Annotated in this window: 15 protein-coding genes; 5 read left to right on the plus strand and 10 right to left on the minus strand. The window is 74.1% G+C overall.

Annotated elements, in window-relative coordinates; genetic code table 11:
- Nucleotides 1–19 precede the first annotated feature (19 nt).
- From hppD to POF43_RS00645, 8 genes are all read right to left on the minus strand, one after another.
- Nucleotides 20–1033 (minus strand): 4-hydroxyphenylpyruvate dioxygenase, encoded by a 1014-nt coding sequence (hppD, locus tag POF43_RS00610; RefSeq protein ID WP_271322127.1) that lies wholly within the window; start codon nucleotides 1031–1033, stop codon nucleotides 20–22.
- Nucleotides 1030–2304: a beta-ketoacyl-[acyl-carrier-protein] synthase family protein gene (locus POF43_RS00615; RefSeq protein WP_271312471.1), complete on the minus strand. Its 1275-nt coding sequence runs from the start codon at nucleotides 2302–2304 to the stop codon at nucleotides 1030–1032. The genes hppD and POF43_RS00615 overlap by 4 nt, the downstream gene beginning before the upstream one ends.
- Nucleotides 2301–3920, minus strand: a complete 1620-nt coding sequence (locus POF43_RS00620; RefSeq protein WP_271322126.1) for a class I adenylate-forming enzyme family protein — start codon at nucleotides 3918–3920, stop codon at nucleotides 2301–2303. The genes POF43_RS00615 and POF43_RS00620 overlap by 4 nt, the downstream gene beginning before the upstream one ends.
- Nucleotides 3917–4495 carry a beta-ketoacyl synthase N-terminal-like domain-containing protein gene (locus POF43_RS00625; RefSeq protein ID WP_271322125.1) on the minus strand — a complete coding sequence of 193 codons (579 nt, stop codon included), beginning with the start codon at nucleotides 4493–4495 and terminating at the stop codon, nucleotides 3917–3919. The genes POF43_RS00620 and POF43_RS00625 overlap by 4 nt, the downstream gene beginning before the upstream one ends.
- A complete protein-coding gene (locus POF43_RS00630; RefSeq protein WP_271322124.1) occupies nucleotides 4492–5607 on the minus strand; it encodes a beta-ketoacyl-[acyl-carrier-protein] synthase family protein in 1116 nt (371 codons plus the stop codon). Before POF43_RS00630 ends, POF43_RS00625 begins: the two co-directional genes overlap by 4 nt.
- A gap of 1 nt (nucleotide 5608) precedes the next feature.
- Nucleotides 5609–5866 carry an acyl carrier protein gene (locus POF43_RS00635; protein WP_271312475.1) on the minus strand — a complete coding sequence of 86 codons (258 nt, stop codon included), beginning with the start codon at nucleotides 5864–5866 and terminating at the stop codon, nucleotides 5609–5611.
- Complete coding sequence (locus tag POF43_RS00640; protein ID WP_271312476.1) at nucleotides 5863–6129, minus strand: acyl carrier protein; 267 nt, start codon at nucleotides 6127–6129, stop codon at nucleotides 5863–5865. The genes POF43_RS00635 and POF43_RS00640 overlap by 4 nt, the downstream gene beginning before the upstream one ends.
- 707 nt (nucleotides 6130–6836) lie before the next feature.
- Nucleotides 6837–8264, minus strand: a complete 1428-nt coding sequence (locus POF43_RS00645; RefSeq protein ID WP_282704349.1) for a class I adenylate-forming enzyme family protein — start codon at nucleotides 8262–8264, stop codon at nucleotides 6837–6839.
- A 451-nt stretch (nucleotides 8265–8715) separates the two neighbouring features.
- Between POF43_RS00645 and POF43_RS00650 the strand changes: the two genes are divergently transcribed.
- Together POF43_RS00650 and POF43_RS00655 are read left to right on the plus strand one after the other, a co-directional pair.
- Nucleotides 8716–10275: an AMP-binding protein gene (locus POF43_RS00650; protein WP_271312478.1), complete on the plus strand. Its 1560-nt coding sequence runs from the start codon at nucleotides 8716–8718 to the stop codon at nucleotides 10273–10275.
- The gene (locus POF43_RS00655; RefSeq protein ID WP_271322122.1) at nucleotides 10272–10862 is read left to right on the plus strand and encodes a TIGR03086 family metal-binding protein; all 591 of its coding nucleotides are present in this window, start codon (nucleotides 10272–10274) and stop codon (nucleotides 10860–10862) included. Before POF43_RS00650 ends, POF43_RS00655 begins: the two co-directional genes overlap by 4 nt.
- A 101-nt stretch (nucleotides 10863–10963) precedes the next feature.
- Here POF43_RS00655 and htpG read toward each other — a convergent pair whose 3' ends face one another.
- On the minus strand, nucleotides 10964–12889 hold the full coding sequence (htpG, locus tag POF43_RS00660) for a molecular chaperone HtpG (protein ID WP_271318033.1): 1926 nt from the start codon (nucleotides 12887–12889) through the stop codon (nucleotides 10964–10966).
- A gap of 180 nt (nucleotides 12890–13069) precedes the next feature.
- Nucleotides 13070–14113 (minus strand): S66 family peptidase, encoded by a 1044-nt coding sequence (locus POF43_RS00665; protein WP_282704350.1) that lies wholly within the window; start codon nucleotides 14111–14113, stop codon nucleotides 13070–13072.
- 179 nt (nucleotides 14114–14292) lie between these two features.
- Between POF43_RS00665 and POF43_RS00670 the strand changes: the two genes are divergently transcribed.
- From POF43_RS00670 to POF43_RS00680, 3 genes are all read left to right on the plus strand, one after another.
- Nucleotides 14293–14727: a MarR family winged helix-turn-helix transcriptional regulator gene (locus tag POF43_RS00670; RefSeq protein ID WP_271322235.1), complete on the plus strand. Its 435-nt coding sequence runs from the start codon at nucleotides 14293–14295 to the stop codon at nucleotides 14725–14727.
- Nucleotides 14728–14806: 79 nt separating this feature from the next.
- Nucleotides 14807–15754 carry an NADP-dependent oxidoreductase gene (locus tag POF43_RS00675; RefSeq protein WP_271322218.1) on the plus strand — a complete coding sequence of 316 codons (948 nt, stop codon included), beginning with the start codon at nucleotides 14807–14809 and terminating at the stop codon, nucleotides 15752–15754.
- A 470-nt stretch (nucleotides 15755–16224) separates the two neighbouring features.
- Nucleotides 16225–17565: a hypothetical protein gene (locus POF43_RS00680; protein WP_271322219.1), complete on the plus strand. Its 1341-nt coding sequence runs from the start codon at nucleotides 16225–16227 to the stop codon at nucleotides 17563–17565.
- Nucleotides 17566–17704: the final 139 nt, after the last annotated feature.

Here is a 17704-nt window from a genome sequence, read left to right on the forward strand (position 1 = left end):
CTTTCGGTGGGTGGCCCGGTCAGGTGGTGGCGACGGCCTGTTGGCGCTCGACGGCCTCGTACAGCGCCTTGATGTTCGCGGTGCCGAAGGTGGCGGCGCCGCGGCGTTCGATCAGCTCGAAGAAGAAGGTGTGGCGCGAGTGGACCGAGCGGGTGAAGATCTGCAGCAGGTGCCCGCCGTGGTCCTGGTCGACCAGGACGTGCAGTTCGCGCAGGGCGGCCACCGGGATGCCGCTGTCGGCCGCGAGCCGTTCGGCCAGCGCGTCGTAGTAGGTGCCCGGGGTGGTCAGGAAGCCGACGCCGCGCTCGGAGCAGGTGCGGACGGTGCGGGCGATGTCGTCGGTGCGGAACGCCACGTGCTGGACGCCGACTCCCTGGTGGGCCTTGAGGAAGTCGTCGATCTGGCCGGGCGGGCGGCGGGTGTCGGGCTCCAGCAGGGTGAACGTGACGGTGCCGGAGGGGTTCTGGACCACGACGGAGTCCATGCCCTGGGCGCCGACCTCGATGTACTCGCTGAAGATCGGGCGGAACCCCAGGCCGTCCTCGCAGAAGCGGACCGCGTCGGCCATGGTGCCGGACGGGACGCAGATGGCGAGGTGGTCGATCGCGTCGAGCAGCCCGGCGCCGGCCGGGGCGGGGAAGGCGGCTTCGGCGGCCGGGTCGCCGTCCTGGACGAAGCGCAGCGCGACGTCGTCGAAGCCGGCGACCGTGCGGGTGCCGGCGTCCAGCAGCCGGGCGCCGTGGGCGAGCGCGCGGTCCAGGGTCGCGGCGGCGTCCGGGCAGGCCAGCGCGACGACCGCGACCCCGTCGCCGTGGCGGGCGACGTAGTCGGCGGCCCGGTGGGCGGGGTCGGTGCTGGAGGTCAGCCGCAGGCGGATGCCGCCCTGGACCGCGGGCACCGACCGGGTGCCGGCGGTGCCGTCGGTGTCCTCGACGGGGCCGGCGGTGAAGCCGAAGCCGTCGGCGAGGTCGGCGGCGGCGCGCTCGGCGTCCCCCACGTAGAACTCGACATGGTCGATCCGTTGCACACTCACGGTGTGTCCCCCTCCGGAACTCTCGGGGCGGCCGTGCCGGCCGGCCCGAACAGCAGGCTGATGTTGTGCCCGCCGAAGGCGAACGAGTTCGACAGCGCGGCGCGCACCCGGGTGTGGCGCGGGGCGGCGCGGACGTGGTCCAGCTCGCAGTCGGGGGCGGGCGCGTCGAGGTTGGCGGTCGGCGGCAGGACGCCGTGGGCGACGGACAGCACGGTGGCGACGGCCTCGACCGCCCCCGAGGCGCCGAGCAGGTGGCCGGTGTTGCCCTTGACGGAGCTGACCGCCGGGCCGGTGTCGCCGAAGACGGTGTGCAGCGCGGCGGTCTCGGCGCGGTCGCCGAGCTTGGTGCCGGTGCCGTGCGCGTTGACGTGGTCGATGTCGCCGGGGGCCAGGCCCGCGTCGTCGATCGCCCGGCGCACGCAGGCGGCGGCGCCCTCGCCGTCCGGGCGCGGGCTGGTGGGGTGGTGGGCGTCGGTCGTGGCGCCCCAGCCGATCAGGTCGGCGTACCCGGTGGCGCCGCGCGCGGCCGCGAAGTCGGTGCGTTCCAGCACCAGTACGGCGGCGCCCTCGCCGAGCACGAAGCCGTTGCGGCGCTCGTCGAACGGGCGGCTGGCCTGCGCCGGGTCCTGCCAACCGGAGGCCAGCGCACGGGTGTTGGCGAAGGCGGAGGCGATGGTGGGGTGCAGTGAGGACTCCGAGCCGCCGCACACCACCACGTCGGCGTCGCCGGCCCGCAGCAGCCGCAGCCCTTCGGCGATCGACTGGGCCCCGGCGGCGCAGGCGGTGGAGACCGCCGAGCTGTACCCGCGGATGCCGTGCCGGATCGCGATGCGGGCCGAGGCCATGTTGGCGAGCATCCCCGGCAGCAGGTACGGGCTGACGCCGGGCCGGCCGCGCTCCAGGCGCCGGTGGGACTGCTCCTCGAAGGTCTGTAGCCCGGCGCCGCCGCTGGAGACCACGACCGCCACCCGGTAGGGGTCCACGTCCCGGCCGACGACGATCCCGCTGTCGGCGAGGGCGTCCTCGGCGGCGGCCAGCGCCATCAGCACGAAGCGGTCGACGCAGCGGCCCTCCTTGGGCGGCAGCACCTCCAGCGGGTCGACGGCCGGCGCGATCCCGGCCGACTCCAGCCAGCCGGCGGCCGGGTGGCCGTCGGGCGGCCGCACCAGGCCGGAGCGGCCGGTCAGCAGGGCGTCGAAGAACTCGGCGGGCTTGCGGCCGACCGGGGTGACCACGCCCAGGCCGGTGACGGTGGCACCGGGCCGGTTCACCGGGCGCCGCCCTGGGCGGAGTGCCGGTCGCGCAGCAGGACCTTGCGGACCTTGCCGGTCGGGCCGAGCGGGATGCGCCCGTCGGCGGCGGTCGTCACCTCGCGCAGGGTGGCGGCCACCTCGGGCGGCAGGGCGGCGGCGACCTCCTTGGCCCAGTCGCGGCCCGGGTCGGCGCCGTCGCGCGGCTGGACCAGGACGTCGGTGACGACCCGGCCGTCCTCGCGCAGCGCGACGAAGGTGCAGTCGAGGATGTCGGGGCACGCGGCGAGGACCGCCTCCTCCGACACCGCGGTGTACAGCCGCCGGCCGCCGCCGAGGTCGACCGCGTCGACCGCGCGGTCCAGGTGGTAGTAGTAGCCCTCCTCGTCGCGGTACACCAGGTCGCCGGTCAGGAAGTAGCCGCGTACCCGGGTGCGGTAGGTGGTGACGGAGTCGTTCCAGTAGCCGAGGGCGAGGGTGGGCGAGCGGGTGCCGAGTTCGCCGACCTGTCCGGCGGGCAGTTCCTCCCCGTCCGGGCCGAGCACCGCGCAGTCGACGAAGGCGTGCGGGCGGCCGACGCAGCGGCCGTAGCGCTCGGTGTCGGGGGTGTGGGTGATGAAAAAGTGCGAGTGCCCCATCTCGGTGGAGCCCAGGCCGTCGACGAACACCGACCCGGGCAGCGTGACGCGGCCCTGCCGGGTGACGGACTGCCGGGACCCGGCGGCGATCAGCCGGCGGATGTGCGCCTCGTGGGCGCAGTCGCCGGTGTTCCACCACAGCGCGACGCTGCCGGTGCGCCGGGCGCCGAGGTCGTGGCGGGCCAGGTCGGCCCAGGTGGTGGCGAACCCGATGACGCCGCGCGGCTGCCAGCTCTCGATCGCCTCCAGGACCGCGTCGCCGGTCTGGCTCGACAGCAGGGAGATCTCGGCGTGGGTGCTCAGCGCCAGGTTGACCGCGATCAAGGTGGCGGCGTGCGGGGCGGGCAGCACGCTGAGCATCCGCTCCGAGCCCTGCGGACGCGGCAGCGACAGGCGGTGCCGGACGGCCGCGTACAGGCTCGCGTGCGAGTGGACGACCGCCTTGGGCAGGCCGGTCGTACCGGAGGAGTGGGTGATGGCGACCGGGTCGTCCGCCCAGTGGCGGTACGGCTCGGGGGCGTCGGCCGGGTCGTGCGTGGCCGGCGCGGACAGGTCGGGCAGCAGCGGGGCGCCGGTGTCGCGGCCGGTCAGCAGGGCGTGCCGCTCGGTGTCGGCCAGCACGGCGGCAGCCCGCAGCCGGCCGATGTAGATGACGGCCTTGTCCGGGTCGAGGCGCGGGTTGACCAGGGCGGGGATGGCGCCGAGCCGGGCGAGGGCGAGGAAGCTCAGGACGTGGTCGGCCGCGGTGCCCGCCCACACCGCCACCGGGTCGCGGGGCCGGATGCCCTCGGCGTGCAGCGCGGCGGCCCGGGCGCGCACGGCGCGGTCGAGTTGGCGCACCGTGAGGGCCTCGCCCGCGCGGTGGGTGTCGATGGCGCTGTCGAAGGTGATCAGCGGGACGTCGAGGCCGGTGTCCAGGGCCATCAGGGTGGTCAGCACGTTGCCCGCGCCCACGGCTGGATCGCTGGCGAGCTGTGCGCGGATCGTCTTGGCGCTCACGGGTGCGGGTTTCCCTTCGGCGGCGCTGTCAGGCGCGGTGGTACGGGGTGCGGTGCCGGTGCGAGCAGCCGGGCGCGGGCCTCGCCCGGGGTGCCGGCGGCGGCGTCGGCGGCGATGACGAGTACCTCGGTGGCGTCGCCGTCCAGCAGCAGGAGTTCGGCGGCGGCCAGGGCGGCGGGCAGGGCGTCGGCGTCGGCGGTCCTGACGCAGCTGACCGGTCCGCGCAGCCCCCAGCGGGCGGCGACGTGGCCGGCCACGGCGTTGGGGTTGGACTGGAAGAACAGCAGCGGCTGGACCCGGCTGCCGTCGGCGACGGCCCGGCCGACGGCGTCGGCGGTCGCGGTGTCGCCGTCGGCGCTGGCCAGCACGATCGCGGTGCGTTCCAGCCGCCGCGGGTCGGCGGTCTCCGGTGTCCCGTGGGCGGCGCGCAGGCAGCGGTCGGCCACCGCGGCGACGAGCGGGTTGAACGGCGAGACGATGAACCCGGGGATGCGCGGCGGCTGTTGGTCGTCCGGTTCGGGCCAGCGCGCCTCGGCCAGGGTCACCGGCCCGGTGGGCGGCGCGGCGGCGCTCACGCGGCGGCCTCCACCAGCAGGGCGGTGTTGGCGCCGCCGAAGGCGGAGTTGAGGCTGAGCGCGTACCGCGGCCGGGCCTCGCGGGGGGCGTGCAGGACCAGGTCGAGCCGGCAGTCGTCGGCGCTGCCGAGGTATCCGGCGTTGACCGGCAGCAGGCCGGCCCGCAGGGACTCGACGGTGACGGCGAACTCCAGCAGGGCGGACGCCTCCAGGGCGTGGCCGTGCACGGACTTGGTGGAGCTGACCGGCGGCCCGTCGCCGGGGCCGAACACCGCGTGCAGCGCCCGGGTCTCGGCGGCGTCGGCGAGCACGGAGCCGGTGCCGTTGGCGTTGACGTAGCCGACGTCGCCGGGCGCCACCCCGGCCCGGGCCAGCGCCGCGGTGACGGCGCGGGCGAGCCCGGCGCCGTCGGGGGCGGGACGGCAGACGTGGTGGGCGTCGCCGGTGCGTCCCCAGCCGGCCAGCGCGGCCAGCGGCCGCACCCCGCGCGAGTGGGCGGACCCCGCGGTCTCCAGGACGACGGCGACCACGGCGTCGCCGAGGAGCGGTCCGCGCCGGTCGCGGCTGAACGGGCGCACCTCGCCGTCGCGCGAGAGCGCGCTCGCGGCGTCGAAGAGCGCGTACGTGTCGGGTTCGACCAGGTAGCCGGCCGCGACGACGGCCGTCTGCGCGCGGCCGGCGGTCAGCAGGACGGCGGCGTCGGCCAGGGCGCCGCTGGAGGCGGTGCAGGCGCCGACGGCGGTGCTGGTGACGGCGGGCAGGCCGACGGTGTCGCGCACGGCCGCGCCGACCTCGGCGACGGTCGCGGCGGTGCGCGTGTCGCTGTGCAGGGCGAGCAGCAGCGGGGCGCGGCCGGCCTGTTCGCGGTCGAGCCCGGCGCCGGCCGCGGCCTCGCCGACGACCCGGGTCAGCTCGGCGGCCAGCCGGGGGGCGCCGGGCAGGTGCGCGGCGTGCCGGACCCGGCGGCCGGCCACGTCGAACCGGGTGACCGGCGCGAACGCCGGCTTGCCGGCCCAGGCGGCCTCGACGAGCGGCCCGGTGCCGTCGCCGAGGGCGGACAGCACGGCGAGGCCGGTGACGACGACCTGCCGTGCCGGATCGCCGCCCGGCATCTCAGCGTCCTTCCGCGGGGGCGGCCGCCGCGGGCAGCAGGGCGCCGAGCACCCGCACCGCGTCGTCCACGGTCCACACCGCGTCGAGGGCGTCCTCGGGCAGTTCGACCGTGATGCCGTAGCGCTGTTCGACCTCGGTGACCAGCCAGGTCAGCTCCAGCGACCCGATCTCCTCGTCCACGGCGGACGGATCGCGGTCGCCGAAGGCGGCGAGCATGCCGATGACCGCGGCGCGGTCGAACGGTGGGAGCAGGCTCACGCGTTGTCCCCGACGCCGACGGCGGCCATCTGGGCCACCTTGGCGGTGAACTCGTCGAGGGTCATCAGCGCGGTGCTCTCCATGTCGTCGTCGGCGATCTTGACCCCGAACTCGTCCTCGACCTGGATGGCGAGTTCCGCCAGGGCGAGCGATTCGAGGTCGAGGCCGGCGGGACCGAGATCGGTGTCGCCGGTCACCTCGCTGACGTCGTAGTTCATGTCGTTCAGGGCGTTGACCACGAAACGGCGTACGGCGTCCTGCACTGTTCCTCCTCGATGGGGGTGTCCTGGGTTCTTCGCACCCGTGCGGCGGGTCCTGCTGTCGGCGATCAGCCGGTCGCAGGGCGGGTGTCCTGGGTTGCCCGCACCCGTGCGGGGCGAGCCGGTCGCCTGCCGGGCGGCGGTGCCCGACGGGGTCTTCCGGGTCCTTCGCGCCGGTGCGGGTGCCGGCGGTACGCGGCCGGGGAGCCGCAGGGCGCGGCGGGCGGGGTCGCGCGGGCCGCGGGCCGGGCCGGCCGCGGGGACGCGCGGGCCGGCTGCGGGCCGGTGGCGCGGCTGTGCGGTGCCGGCCGGCGCGGGCCGCGAGCGGTACGGGCCTTCGGCGGCCGGCCGGCGGTGACGGGTGACCGCGGCGGGGCGGGCCTGCGTCACGCCCGCGGCGGGGCCGGTTCCGGTGCGCGGGCCGGCGTAGCGGTCGAGGTGGTCGAGGTGGTGGACGGCCCGGGGGTCCGGCGTCCTGGCGGGCGCCGGTATGCGGTGGGCAGGGCGCAGCGGTGCGATCGCGCCGACCGGTCTTCGGCGCCCCTGCGGCTGCGGGAACGGCGTAAGGCGCAGGGCGGAGCGGCCGGCCGCACGGCCGACGGCACGCCGGGGACCGCGGTGCCCCGGGGCACCGGTGCGGACCGCACGGTGCTGCGGTCCGGGCGCCGGGAGGTGCTGGGCGCGTCGTCGGGGTAACGTGCGGGCGGCCGTCACGCGCTGGGAGCCATCTGTTCGCCGGCCGCGCGCAGCGCCTCGGCGGACCGCAGCAGTTTGCCGGTGTTGGTGCGCGGCAGCCGGGGCAGCGCCCGCAGGGTGCGGGGCACCTTGTAGCCGGCGATCCGGGCGGCCAGTCGCCCGCGCGCCTCCTGCGGGCTGGTGGTCGCGTCGAGTTCGGCGTACGCGCGGATGGCGCCGTTGTCGAAGACCAGGACGCACTCGGTGACGCCGGGCACCTCGCGCAGGGTCTGCTCGACCTCGTTGAGGTCCACCTTCAGGCCGCCGACCGACACCTGGGAGTCGCGCCGGCCCAGGACCACCACCCGGCCGGTGTCCGGGTCGATCTCGGCGGCGTCACGGGTGTGCAGCCAGCCGTCCGACCAGCGGTCGGCCGCGACGGTCCCCAGGTAGGGGTTGTCCGGCCGGCGGATGTGCAACTCACCGTCGCGCACGATGAGTTCGTGGCCGTGGGCCGGGGTGAGGGCGGGGTGGGCGGTGCCGTCGAGGTCGGTGGCGATCACGCCCAGCTCGGTCATCCCGTACATCGTGCCGAGCGGAACGCCGTAGCGCTCGCGGAAGGCCTGCGGCACCGCGGGGCGCACGAGTTCGCCGGCCACGATCATCCGCACCAGCGAGGGGGTGGGCGGCGGCTGGGCGATCGCGGTGAGCAGCTGGGCGTGGAACGGGACGCCGATGACGGTGGTGGGCCGCTCGCCGGCCCGGACCGCGTCGAGGATGCCGTCGCCGGTCAGGCGGTCGGGCAGCACGAGTTCGGCGCCGGCGTGCAGCGCGTGCAGCAGTCCGCCGACCAGGCCCAGGACGTGGACCATCGACGACAGCAGCACCACGCGCCCACCGCGGCGCGGGAAGTCCGGCATCCGGGCGTAGCGGTCGAGTTCGGCGGCCAGGTCCGCGCCGGTGCGGGCGATCACCTTCGACGGTCCGGTGGAGCCGGAGCTGAGCTGGATCAGCCGGTGTTCGCCGGCCGCCGGGCGTCCGCCGGGGCGGCCGGTGACGACGACCGGGGCCTCGACGTAGCCGCGCAGCGCGGCGCCGGGGGGCGTGGGGCCGTCCTCCACCAGGACCTGCGGGGCGAGGCGGTCCAGGGCCGCCGCGGTCTCGGCGGCGGACAGCCGGTGGTCGAGCAGCGCGACCTGGGCGCCTTCGCGCCAGCCGGCGAGCAGGGTCACCACGAACTCCAGCGACGGGCCCATGCTCAGCGCGGCGGTGCCGTCCGGGGTGAGTCCCGCCGCGCGCAGCCGCAGCTGCCGCTCGGCGACGAGCCGCCGCAGGGTGCCGCGGTCGGTGGGTGTGCCGAACCGCAGGCAGTCGTCCGTGTCGGGGCCCGCAAGAAGAAGGTCGTCCACCCAGCTCTCCGGCCGCTCCTGGGGACCGCCGCAGCGGGTTGTGTGATCGTTCAACGCGTCCCCAAGCTTGAGGAAAAGGATAACAGCGTACGGAAGTACAGAACTGATTTCGCCTCGCGCCTGACTGTGCGTCCAGAGATTTGCACAGAAGGCAGAAGGCGGTCAAGAGACGGCTCCGGCGGCTCACCGGGCGCCGCCGCAGGGGCCTTTGGGAACTGCGGTCGGCCGCCGAAGTCGAACTTCGGGCATTCCGGGACTGGTCACCGGAACCGGGCAGTGCCAGACTGCGATCCGGGGGGTGAGGCGAAGGGCCCGAACCGTTACGCGGTCGGGGGCGTTGGGCGGCACGACGCTCGACCACGGCCGTCCGCGTCCTTCCCGGCAGCCGCCGGCAACGGTTTGCGGCAGGGCGGGGGTAAGGGCCGGCGGCTTTTGCGGGCGGATGCCAACCGCCTTATGGTTAAGGTACGTTGACAACCCTCTGTGGTCAGCCTTAGATGAATCCGTGGATAACCCCAGTGATTCTGTCGCGAACTACGTGATCAATGCCCTCCAGCGGTTCGCCGAATACGGGGATCGGGAGGCGATCGTCTCGGCGACACGCAGGACCACGTACGCGGATCTGGTCCAGGAGATCCGGGCGCTGGTCACCGAACTGCGTTTGCACGGCGTGGTGCCGGAATCGGTGGTCGCCATTCTCACCGGCAATCAGGCCGAAGCGATGTCGTTGCAGTTCGCGGCTCACCTGATCGGCTGCCGCACGGTGTGGGTGGCCGGATACATGCCCTCCCGGGAGCAGCCCGACTATCTGCGGCGCTCCGGTGCGGATTACCTGGTGTACGACACCAAGCGTTATGGCGACACCGCCGCCGAACTGCTGCGCGGTGACTGGAAAGGCACGGTGCTGTGCGTCGGCCCCGGCGGCGAGGGTCCCGACCTGTTCGCCGGGCGGGACGCGGCCGAGCCCGACCTCACCCCCGGCCCGGCGCCGTCCTCGCTGTTCTACACCGGCGGCACCACCGGACGCGCCAAGCTCGTCCACCACGAACACCGCTTCTACCTCGCGCTGCTGGCGATCGGCTCGGCCTGGCTGGCCTCCGGCGCCCCCACCCTCAAGCACCTGACGATCAACGGCTTCTCGCACGTCAGCGGGCACATGACCAACCTGCTGATGCTCTTCACCGGCAGCACGGTCGTGCTGCACGCCGGCTTCGACATCCCCGAGTGGCTGGCCGCGATCGAGGCCGAGCGGGCCACCAGCACGCTGCTGACCCCGGTCCAGCTCTACCAGGTGCTCGACCACCCGGCCCTGGAGTCCGCCGACCTCAGCAGCCTGCTGCTGCTCAACGTCGGCGGCGCCGCCGTCTCGCCGACCCGGCTGCGGCAGGCGGGCGAGCGGCTGGGCCCGGTGATCCGGCTGGTCTACGGGCTCACCGAGGCCGCGTTCGTCACCGAGTACCGCGCGGTGATGCCCGACCCGCGGCACCCGCGGCGGCTCAGCTCGTGCGGCACGCTGTTCGCCGACTCCAGGGCGCAGATCCGCGACGCGGACGGGCGGGTGCTGGCGGCCGGCGAGACCGGCGAGGTGTGGGTCAGCGGCTCGCTGGTGATGAGCGGCTACTGGGACGAGCCGCAGGAGGACAGCCCGGTCAAGGACGGCTGGCTGCACACCGGCGACATCGGCAGCGTCGACGAGGACGGCTACCTGTACCTGTTCGACCGCTCCAAGGACATGATCGTCACCGGGCGCGGGGCGGTGAACGTCTACAGCAAGCCGGTGGAGGACGTGCTGACCTCGCACCCCGGCGTCCGCGCGGCCGCCGTCGTCGGCGTGCCGGACGAGGCGCTGGGCGAGGCGGTGGTCGCCTTCGTCGTCCCGGCACCGGGCGCGGAGCCGACCGCGGACGAGCTGCGGGAGCTGGTGACGGCCGAACTGCGCGAGTACTCGGCGCCGGGGGCGGTGGAGTTCGTCACCGCCCTGCCGCTGACCGGGATGGGCAAGGTGGACAAGAAGGCGCTGCGCCAGCAGTGGGCGGCCCGCACCGGCGCCGGGACCGGCCGGTGACCGGCCTGGTCGACCTCGACCGGCGGGCCGTCGAGGCGGGCGTGCAGCTCGTCGCGGCCGTCACGGGGGACCTGGCGCGGCCCACGCCGTGCGCCGGGTGGACGCTGGGCAGGCTGCTGGCGCACATGGCCGGCCAGCACCGCGGGTTCGCCGCCGCCGCGCGCGGCGGCGGCGCCGACCTCGCCGTCTGGGCGGACCTGCCGGTGGACGGCGATCCGGCCCAGGGGTACGCGAAGGCCGCCGCCGAGGCGCTCACCGCGTTCGCCGAACCCGGTGCGCCGGAACGCCGCTGGGCGCTGCCGGAGGTGCACCCCACGTTCGGCTTCCCGGGCACGACCGCGCTCGGCTTCCATCTGCTGGACTACGTCGTGCACGGCTGGGACGTCGCCGAATCCCTCGGCACCGCGGTGGAGTTCGACGACGAGGTGCTCGGCGCGGCGCTCGCCGTGGCGGAACGGGTGCCAGACGGGCCGGAACGGCTCGCCCCGGGCGCCGCGTTCCGCCCCGCGCTGCCGGCGCCCGGTGCGGCGGGGCCGCTGGAGCGGATTCTCGCGGCGACCGGCCGCTCGCCCGCCTGGCGCGCCTGAGGCCGGTCCGCGGCGGGGGGGGGGGCCGCCCCCCCACCCCGGGGGCGCGGGGGGCCCCGCCCGGTGCGCCACGTGCTCGTCGCGGCGCGGGGAGCGCGGACCTACAAGGTGCGCTCCAGGCGGTCGGCCATCAGCTTGACGAACCGCGACGGATCGGCCAGCTCGCCGCCCTCCGCCAACAGCGCCATGCCGTAGAGCAGTTCGGCCGCCTCGTCGAGACCGGCGTCCTCCTGGCGGTCGGCGTGCGCCCGGTTCAGGCCGCTGACCAGCGGGTGGCCCGGGTTGAGTTCGAGGATGCGCTTGACCTCGGGGACCGGCTGGCCCATGGCGCGGAACATGTTCGCCAGCGCCGGCGTCACGTCGTCGGTGTCCGACACGACGCAGGCGGGCGAGACGGTCAGCCGCGACGACAGCCGCACCTCCTTGACGTCCTCACCCAGCCGGCCGGTCATCCAGGCCAGCAGCCCCGCGAACTCCTCCTGCTGCTTCTCCCGCTCGGTGCCGGCCTCCTTCTTCTCCTCCTCGGTGCCCAGGTCGACCTCGCCCTTGGCGACGGACCGCAGCTGCTTGCCGTCGAACTCGGGGACCGCGTCGACCCACACCTCGTCCACCGGGTCCGTCAGCAGCAGCACCTCGATGCCCCTGGCCTGGAACGCCTCCATGTGCGGGGAGTTCTCGATGGCCTGCCGTGACTCGCCGGTCAGGTAGAAGATGTGCTCCTGACCGTCCTTCATGCGCTCCACGTACTGCGCCAGGGTGGTCGGCCCGTCCTTGTCGTGCGTGGTGGCGAACGAGGAGGCCGCGAGGATGGCGTCGCGGTTCTCGAAGTCGCTCAGCAGCCCCTCCTTCAGGACGGCCCCGAACTCCCGCCAGAACGTGGTGTAGCGCTCCGGGGCGGCCGACCTCATCTCCTTGACGGTCGACAGCACCTTCTTCGCCAGCCGCCGGTGCATCAGCTGGATCTGCCGGTCCTGCTGGAGGATCTCGCGCGACACGTTGAGCGACAGGTCCTGCGCGTCGACGACACCCTTGACGAACCGCAGGTAGGGCGGCATCAGCGCTTCGCAGTCGTCCATGATGAAGACGCGCTTGACGTAGAGCTGGACGCCGCGCTTGTAGCCCTGCATGAACATGTCCTGCGGCGCGTGCGCCGGGATGAACAGCAGCGCCTGGTACTCGAAGGTGCCCTCCGCCTGGAGGCGGATGGTCTCCAGCGGGTCGTTCCAGTCATGGCTGATGTGCTTGTACAGCTCGTGGTACTCGTCGTCCGTGACCTCGTCGCGCGAACGCGCCCACAGCGCCTTCATCGAGTTGAGCGTCTCGGGCTCACGCGGCGCGTCGTCGGAGCCGTCCTCGGCCTCGGCGTCGGCTGCGGGCTCCGCGGCCATCTTGATGGGCCACGTGATGAAGTCCGAGTACCGCTTGACGATCTCCTTGATCTTCCACGCGGAGGTGTAGTCGTAGAGCCGGTCCTCGGAGTCCTCCGGCTTCAGCCGCAGCACGACGGAGGTGCCCTGCGGCGCGTCGTCGACGGTCTCGATCGTGTACGTGCCCTCGCCGGTCGACGTCCAGCGGGTGCCCTGGCTCTCGCCCGCGCGCCGGGTCAGCAGCGTGACCTCGTCGGCCACCATGAAACTGGAGTAGAACCCGACCCCGAACTGGCCGATCAGCCCTTCGGTCGCGGCGCTGTCCTCGGCCTCCTTGAGTTCCTTCAGGAACTTCGCGGTGCCCGAGTTGGCGATCGTCCCGATGAGCTGGACCACCTCGTCGTTCGACATGCCTATGCCGTTGTCCCGCACGGTCAGCGTGCGGGCCTGCTTGTCGGCTTCGATGGCGATGTGGAGGTCGGACACGTCCGCGCCGAGCGAGTCGTCGCGGAGGGCTTCGAGTCGTAGCTTGTCGAGCGCGTCGGAGGCATTGGAGACGAGTTCGCGCAGGAACACGTCCTTGTTCGAGTAGATCGAGTGGATCATCATCTGCAGAAGCTGGCGCGCTTCCACCTGAAACTCGAACGTCTCAGTCGGCATAGTGCGTGTTTCCTTCTCAAGTCACCAGGTGACGGGATCTGACCTGGGCACTGTAGATCAGATGGCCGCCGCGCGGACCGTGAACATCCACCTGCGTGGGTCCGCCGGGCCCCGGGTGCCCGCTCCGGCGGGGTCGCCGGTCCGCCGGCGGGTTCCTCGCGGGCGGGCGGCGGGGCCGGCTCAGTAGGTGACGACGATGCGGCGTGCCGGGCCGTCCACCCGGATCACCCCGCCCACGGGGAGCACGAGTTGCGGGTCGGTGTGGCCGAAGTCGACGTCGAACACGGCCATGGTGTCGGGCGCGTACCGGCCCAGGGCCCGCAGCACGGCCTCCCGCTGGTCGTGACGGTAGGCCGCCTTCTCCCGGGCGCCGAGCGGCTTGTCGAACGACCAGCTCTTGGCCCGGCCCATCAGCAGCGCCGGGAACTGCCGCAGCAGGCCGCGTTCGCCCATGTTCCGCAGGATCGCGTAGACCTCCTGGGCGGGCGGCATCTGCTCGGAGGTCTCCAGGAAGAGCACGTTGCCGGCGTAGGCGTCGACCGGCTGGATCGCGCGGTCGGCCATCAGCATCCAGGACAGGATCTCCAGGTTGCCGCCCCAGCTGATCGCCTCGACCACCCGGTCTCCGTTGTGCCAGTGCCAGCCGTCGCCGGGTTCCATCTCCGGTTCCGCGTCGAAGGTTCCCGGCGCCTCCCAGGGCCGCTGGACGTCCCCCACGGTCTTCGCCGGCGTGAGTTCGTACGCGCCCGGGGTGAACAACGCCGCGCGCACGGAGTCCGCGGTGAGCGCGTTCATCGCCCCGGGCCGTCCGAACTCGATCATCACCGAGCTGCCGTGGTAGCCGACGATGCCCAGGTTCCGCAGGAACAGCAGCAGGTTGGTGTTGTCGCTGTAGCCGAAGAACGGCTTGGGGTTGGCGCGCAGCAGATCGGCGTCGAGGTGGGGCAGGACGGTGATCTGGTCGTCGCCGCCGATGGTGGCGACCACCGCCTTGATGTCGGGGTCCGCGAAGGCCGCATGGAGGTCGGCGGCCCGCTCCTCGGGCGTCGCACCCCACTTCCGGGTCGTCGGGTACTCCTGCGTCCGGAGCCCGAAGTCGTCCCGCAGGCGTCGCATCCCCAGCTCGTGCGGCTGGGGGAAGAGGGCGGCCAGGCCGGAGGAGGGGGACAGCACCGCGACCAGGTCGCCTGGGCGGGGCTTCGCGGGGTGGAGGGGCGTCGTCACCCGATGATCCTAGGAGTCCGGGGGCGCCGACCGGTGCGGGCCGGCGTGAGCCGGTGCGCGGCGGGTGCTGAGCGATACGGACCGGCGCGGGCCGGCGCGGGCGATGGGCAACGGAGAAGCTCTATAGCATTAATATAATTAGTGGTAATGTAATTTTCCTCAAGGTGGACGGAGGCGTGATGGAGCTGCGGCGGTTGTTCGACGACCTGGTGCGGTTCGAGACCGAACTGTGGAACGGGCTCGACGCGAGACTGCAACAGAAGTGCGGCGTCACGATGGGCGCCCTCGACGTGATGTCCGTCGTCGCCCGCACGGCCTCGTGCCGGGTGAACGACATCTCCGTCGCGCTGTCGATCACGGTCGGCGGAGCGAGCCAGGCGGTGGACCGGCTGGTGGCGAGGGGCAGCCTCGTACGCCGCCCGAATCCGGCCGACCGGCGCTCGTCGATCGTCGAACTGACGCCTGAGGGAGCCCGGTTGACCGCGGCGGGCGGACTGGTGCTCGACGACGAACTCGCCGCCCGGTTCCGCGGCGCGGTGACCGAGACCGAACTCGACCGGCTCGGCGCCGTGCTGGCGACCCTGCGCGCGGCCGGCCGGCCCGCGGCGGACTGACGGACCCGCACGGACCCGCACAACCTGTGTGATGCCCCCCGACCCAGCGATGCGACCCAGCGATCCCAAGGAGAACCCGATGGCTGAGAACCCGGCGACCGAGATACGAGGACGCGCCGTGCGGTTCGACCGTTACGGCGGCACGGAGGTGCTCCACGTCGCCGACGTCCCGGTTCCGGCCCCGGCCGCGGACGAGGTCGTCGTGGCGGTGCGCGCCGCGGGCATCAATCCGGGCGAGGTCGCGATCCGGTCCGGCGCCCTGCACGAACGGTGGCCCGCGACCTTCCCCTCCGGCCAGGGCAGCGACCTCGCCGGCGTCGTCACCGCGGTCGGCGGCGGCGTCACGGAACTCGCCGTCGGCGACGAGGTGTTGGGGTACTCCTGGCAACGCTCCAGCCAGGCCACCCACGTCGCCGTCCCCGCCACGCAGGTGATCCGCAAGCCGCCGGGGCTCGACTGGCCGGTGGCCGGCGCGCTGTACGTCGTGGGCTGTACGGCCTACGCCGCGGTGCGGGCGGTGGCCCCGGAACCCGGCGAGACCGTCGCCGTCTCGGCCGCGGCCGGCGGGGTGGGCTCGGTCGTGGTGCAGATGCTGGCCGCACGGGGTGTGCGGGTGCTCGCGATCGCCTCGCCGGCCAACGCCGACTGGCTGACCGCCCGGGGCGCGACGCCGGTCCCCTACGGCGACGGGCTCGCCGAACGCCTCAAGGCGGCGGCGCCGGACGGCATCGACGCGTTCATCGACCTGTTCGGGCCGGAATACGTTCAGCTCGCCGTAGACCTCGGCGTCGCGCGCGACCGGGTCGAGACGATCATCGCGTTCGCGAAGGCGGCGGAACTCGGCACGAAGGCGGAGGGCAGCACGGACGCCTCGACCCGGGAGATCCTCACCGAAGTGGCCGAGCTCGTCGCGTCGGGCACCGTCGACATCCCCATCGCCGCGACCTACCCCCTCGACCGCGTCGTCGAAGCCTTCACCGAACTCGAACGCCGCCACACCCACGGAAAGATCGTCCTGATTCCCTGAGCGGTGATTCTTTCTCTCGTGGAGCGGTGGAGTCCTTGAGCCTCGGAGCCCTTGAGCCCTTGAGCCCCGGAGCCCTTGAGCCGAGCGGCGTCGTCCCGTCGCTGGTCGGGCGGTACGGTGCCTCCTCGCCGGTGAGCGGGACGACGCGGCAGCCCCTCCGGTGCGGCCGGGCGGCAGCCCCTGCTGGGCCGGCCGGTTGACGACGGTCTCCGGACGGCGGGCGGAGGTCCGGCGCGGTGGCCGGCCCAACGCCCGCCGCCTGAACGCCGGTTGCCGCGCCGGGCCCGTCGTTCGGTGCGCCGGTGATCCGTCGGGGCGCGGTGCCCGGGCCGAACGCGTGGTGCCGTGGCCGGGGTTCGGGCCGGCGGCCGGGTCGAACGGCCCACCCGGGGGGCGTTCCGCGGTGCCGTACCCCCCGCACCCGCGCCGGCGGTGAGCGTCGGGCCTCGCGGGGTGAGTACGGTTTATCCATGCAGATCGATGGGGTGGAACGGGCCGACCGCCCGGAACGGCGAGGGCACCTGCTCCTGGTCGCGGGTGCCGGGACAACACACCGGCGCAGGCCGGCGCACGATCCCGGTGCGAATCTCGCCGCCCTCGCCGCGGTACCCGTCGCCGTCCTGCTGGGCTCCGACGTGCCCACCGACACCACCCACCTGGACGGCCACCGCGGCCAGAACGCGCTCCTGATGCGTCTGCGCACCGCTGTCGCCACCCCCGGCCCACTGCTGATCTACCTCACCGGCCGCCTGACCGCCGACCGCAGGGCCCACCGCCTGCACCTGGCCATGCCCGACACGACCGCCGGTACCACCCGGTACACGGCCCTGCCCTGGCAGTGGGTCCTCGAAGCGGTCCGCACCCGCCCGCCGGGGCTGTCAACGGTGGTCGTCGACCTCGCGGCCGACGCCGCGGCCTGGCAGCGGCTCCGCGACGAACCGGCCGAACTCACCGCCGACCTGAACCTGTACGGCGTCGTCGCCCCACCCGGGTGGGCCGTCGCCGGTCCCGGGATACCCAGCCACTACACGGCCCACCTGATCGACCAGCTGCGCCGGAATCCGGACCGCCCGCCCTGGCCCCGGTTGCACGCGCTCACCGTGGCCGGCGCCGACCTGCCACCGGGCGCGCTCGTCGTCCCGGCGGCACCCGAACTGGTCCCGCACCCCGACCACCGGCCGCAGCCGGACGAGCGGCACGTCCCGCAGCCGGACGAGCAGCACGCCCCGGCCGGGCGGGCACCGGCCGCCGAACCGCCGCGAGCCGCCGCCGGGGAACCGCCGCCCGTCGCCCGGACCGCCCCGCCGGAACCCGTGGTCCTTTCGGGTCCCGTTCTCCCGGCCCCCGCCGCCCTGCCTGCCGTGGCGCCGGAGGCCGACCCGGCGGATCCGCGCCCCTTCATCTGGCGGGCCGCCCAGGAAGGCATGCACCAGCAGGCCGCCGACGCCGCCGCCGCGTGGGAACAGCACGCCATCCGCACCCACGGGCTCGACAGCCTCCAGGCCACCGAGTGGGGTGAGATCCGGGCCGACCTCGCGCGGACGGCCGGTGACTGGCCGCTGGCGACGCGGTTGTGGACCGCGGCGGCCCAGGCCCGTTTACGCCACCAGCCCCACGACACACCGGAAGTCCTCGACGCCGCTCGCGGAGCGCACTACTGCTGGCAGCACATCGACGACCCGGCCGAAGCCGTCGCGACGGGACCGGAACTCCTCCACGTCATCCGGCAACTCCCCGCCCTCGACCCCCGCCACCTCTCGGCCGCCCAACAGCGCCTCACCCAGATGCAGTTCACGCAGGCCCTGGGCTGACCGTTGGCAGGGGGCGAGCACGGGTGACGGCGAGAACGGCCATGCGTCACGACACCGTTCACGTGATCGCCGTGATCGCCCGGAGTGCCTGGAGCGACCGGCTGTCAACGGTGCGGAGGGGGCCTTCTCGCCTGGTCGC

It is taken from the genome of Streptantibioticus silvisoli (genome assembly GCF_027947535.2).
Taxonomy (GTDB): Bacteria; Actinomycetota; Actinomycetes; order Streptomycetales; family Streptomycetaceae; genus Streptantibioticus_C; species Streptantibioticus_C silvisoli.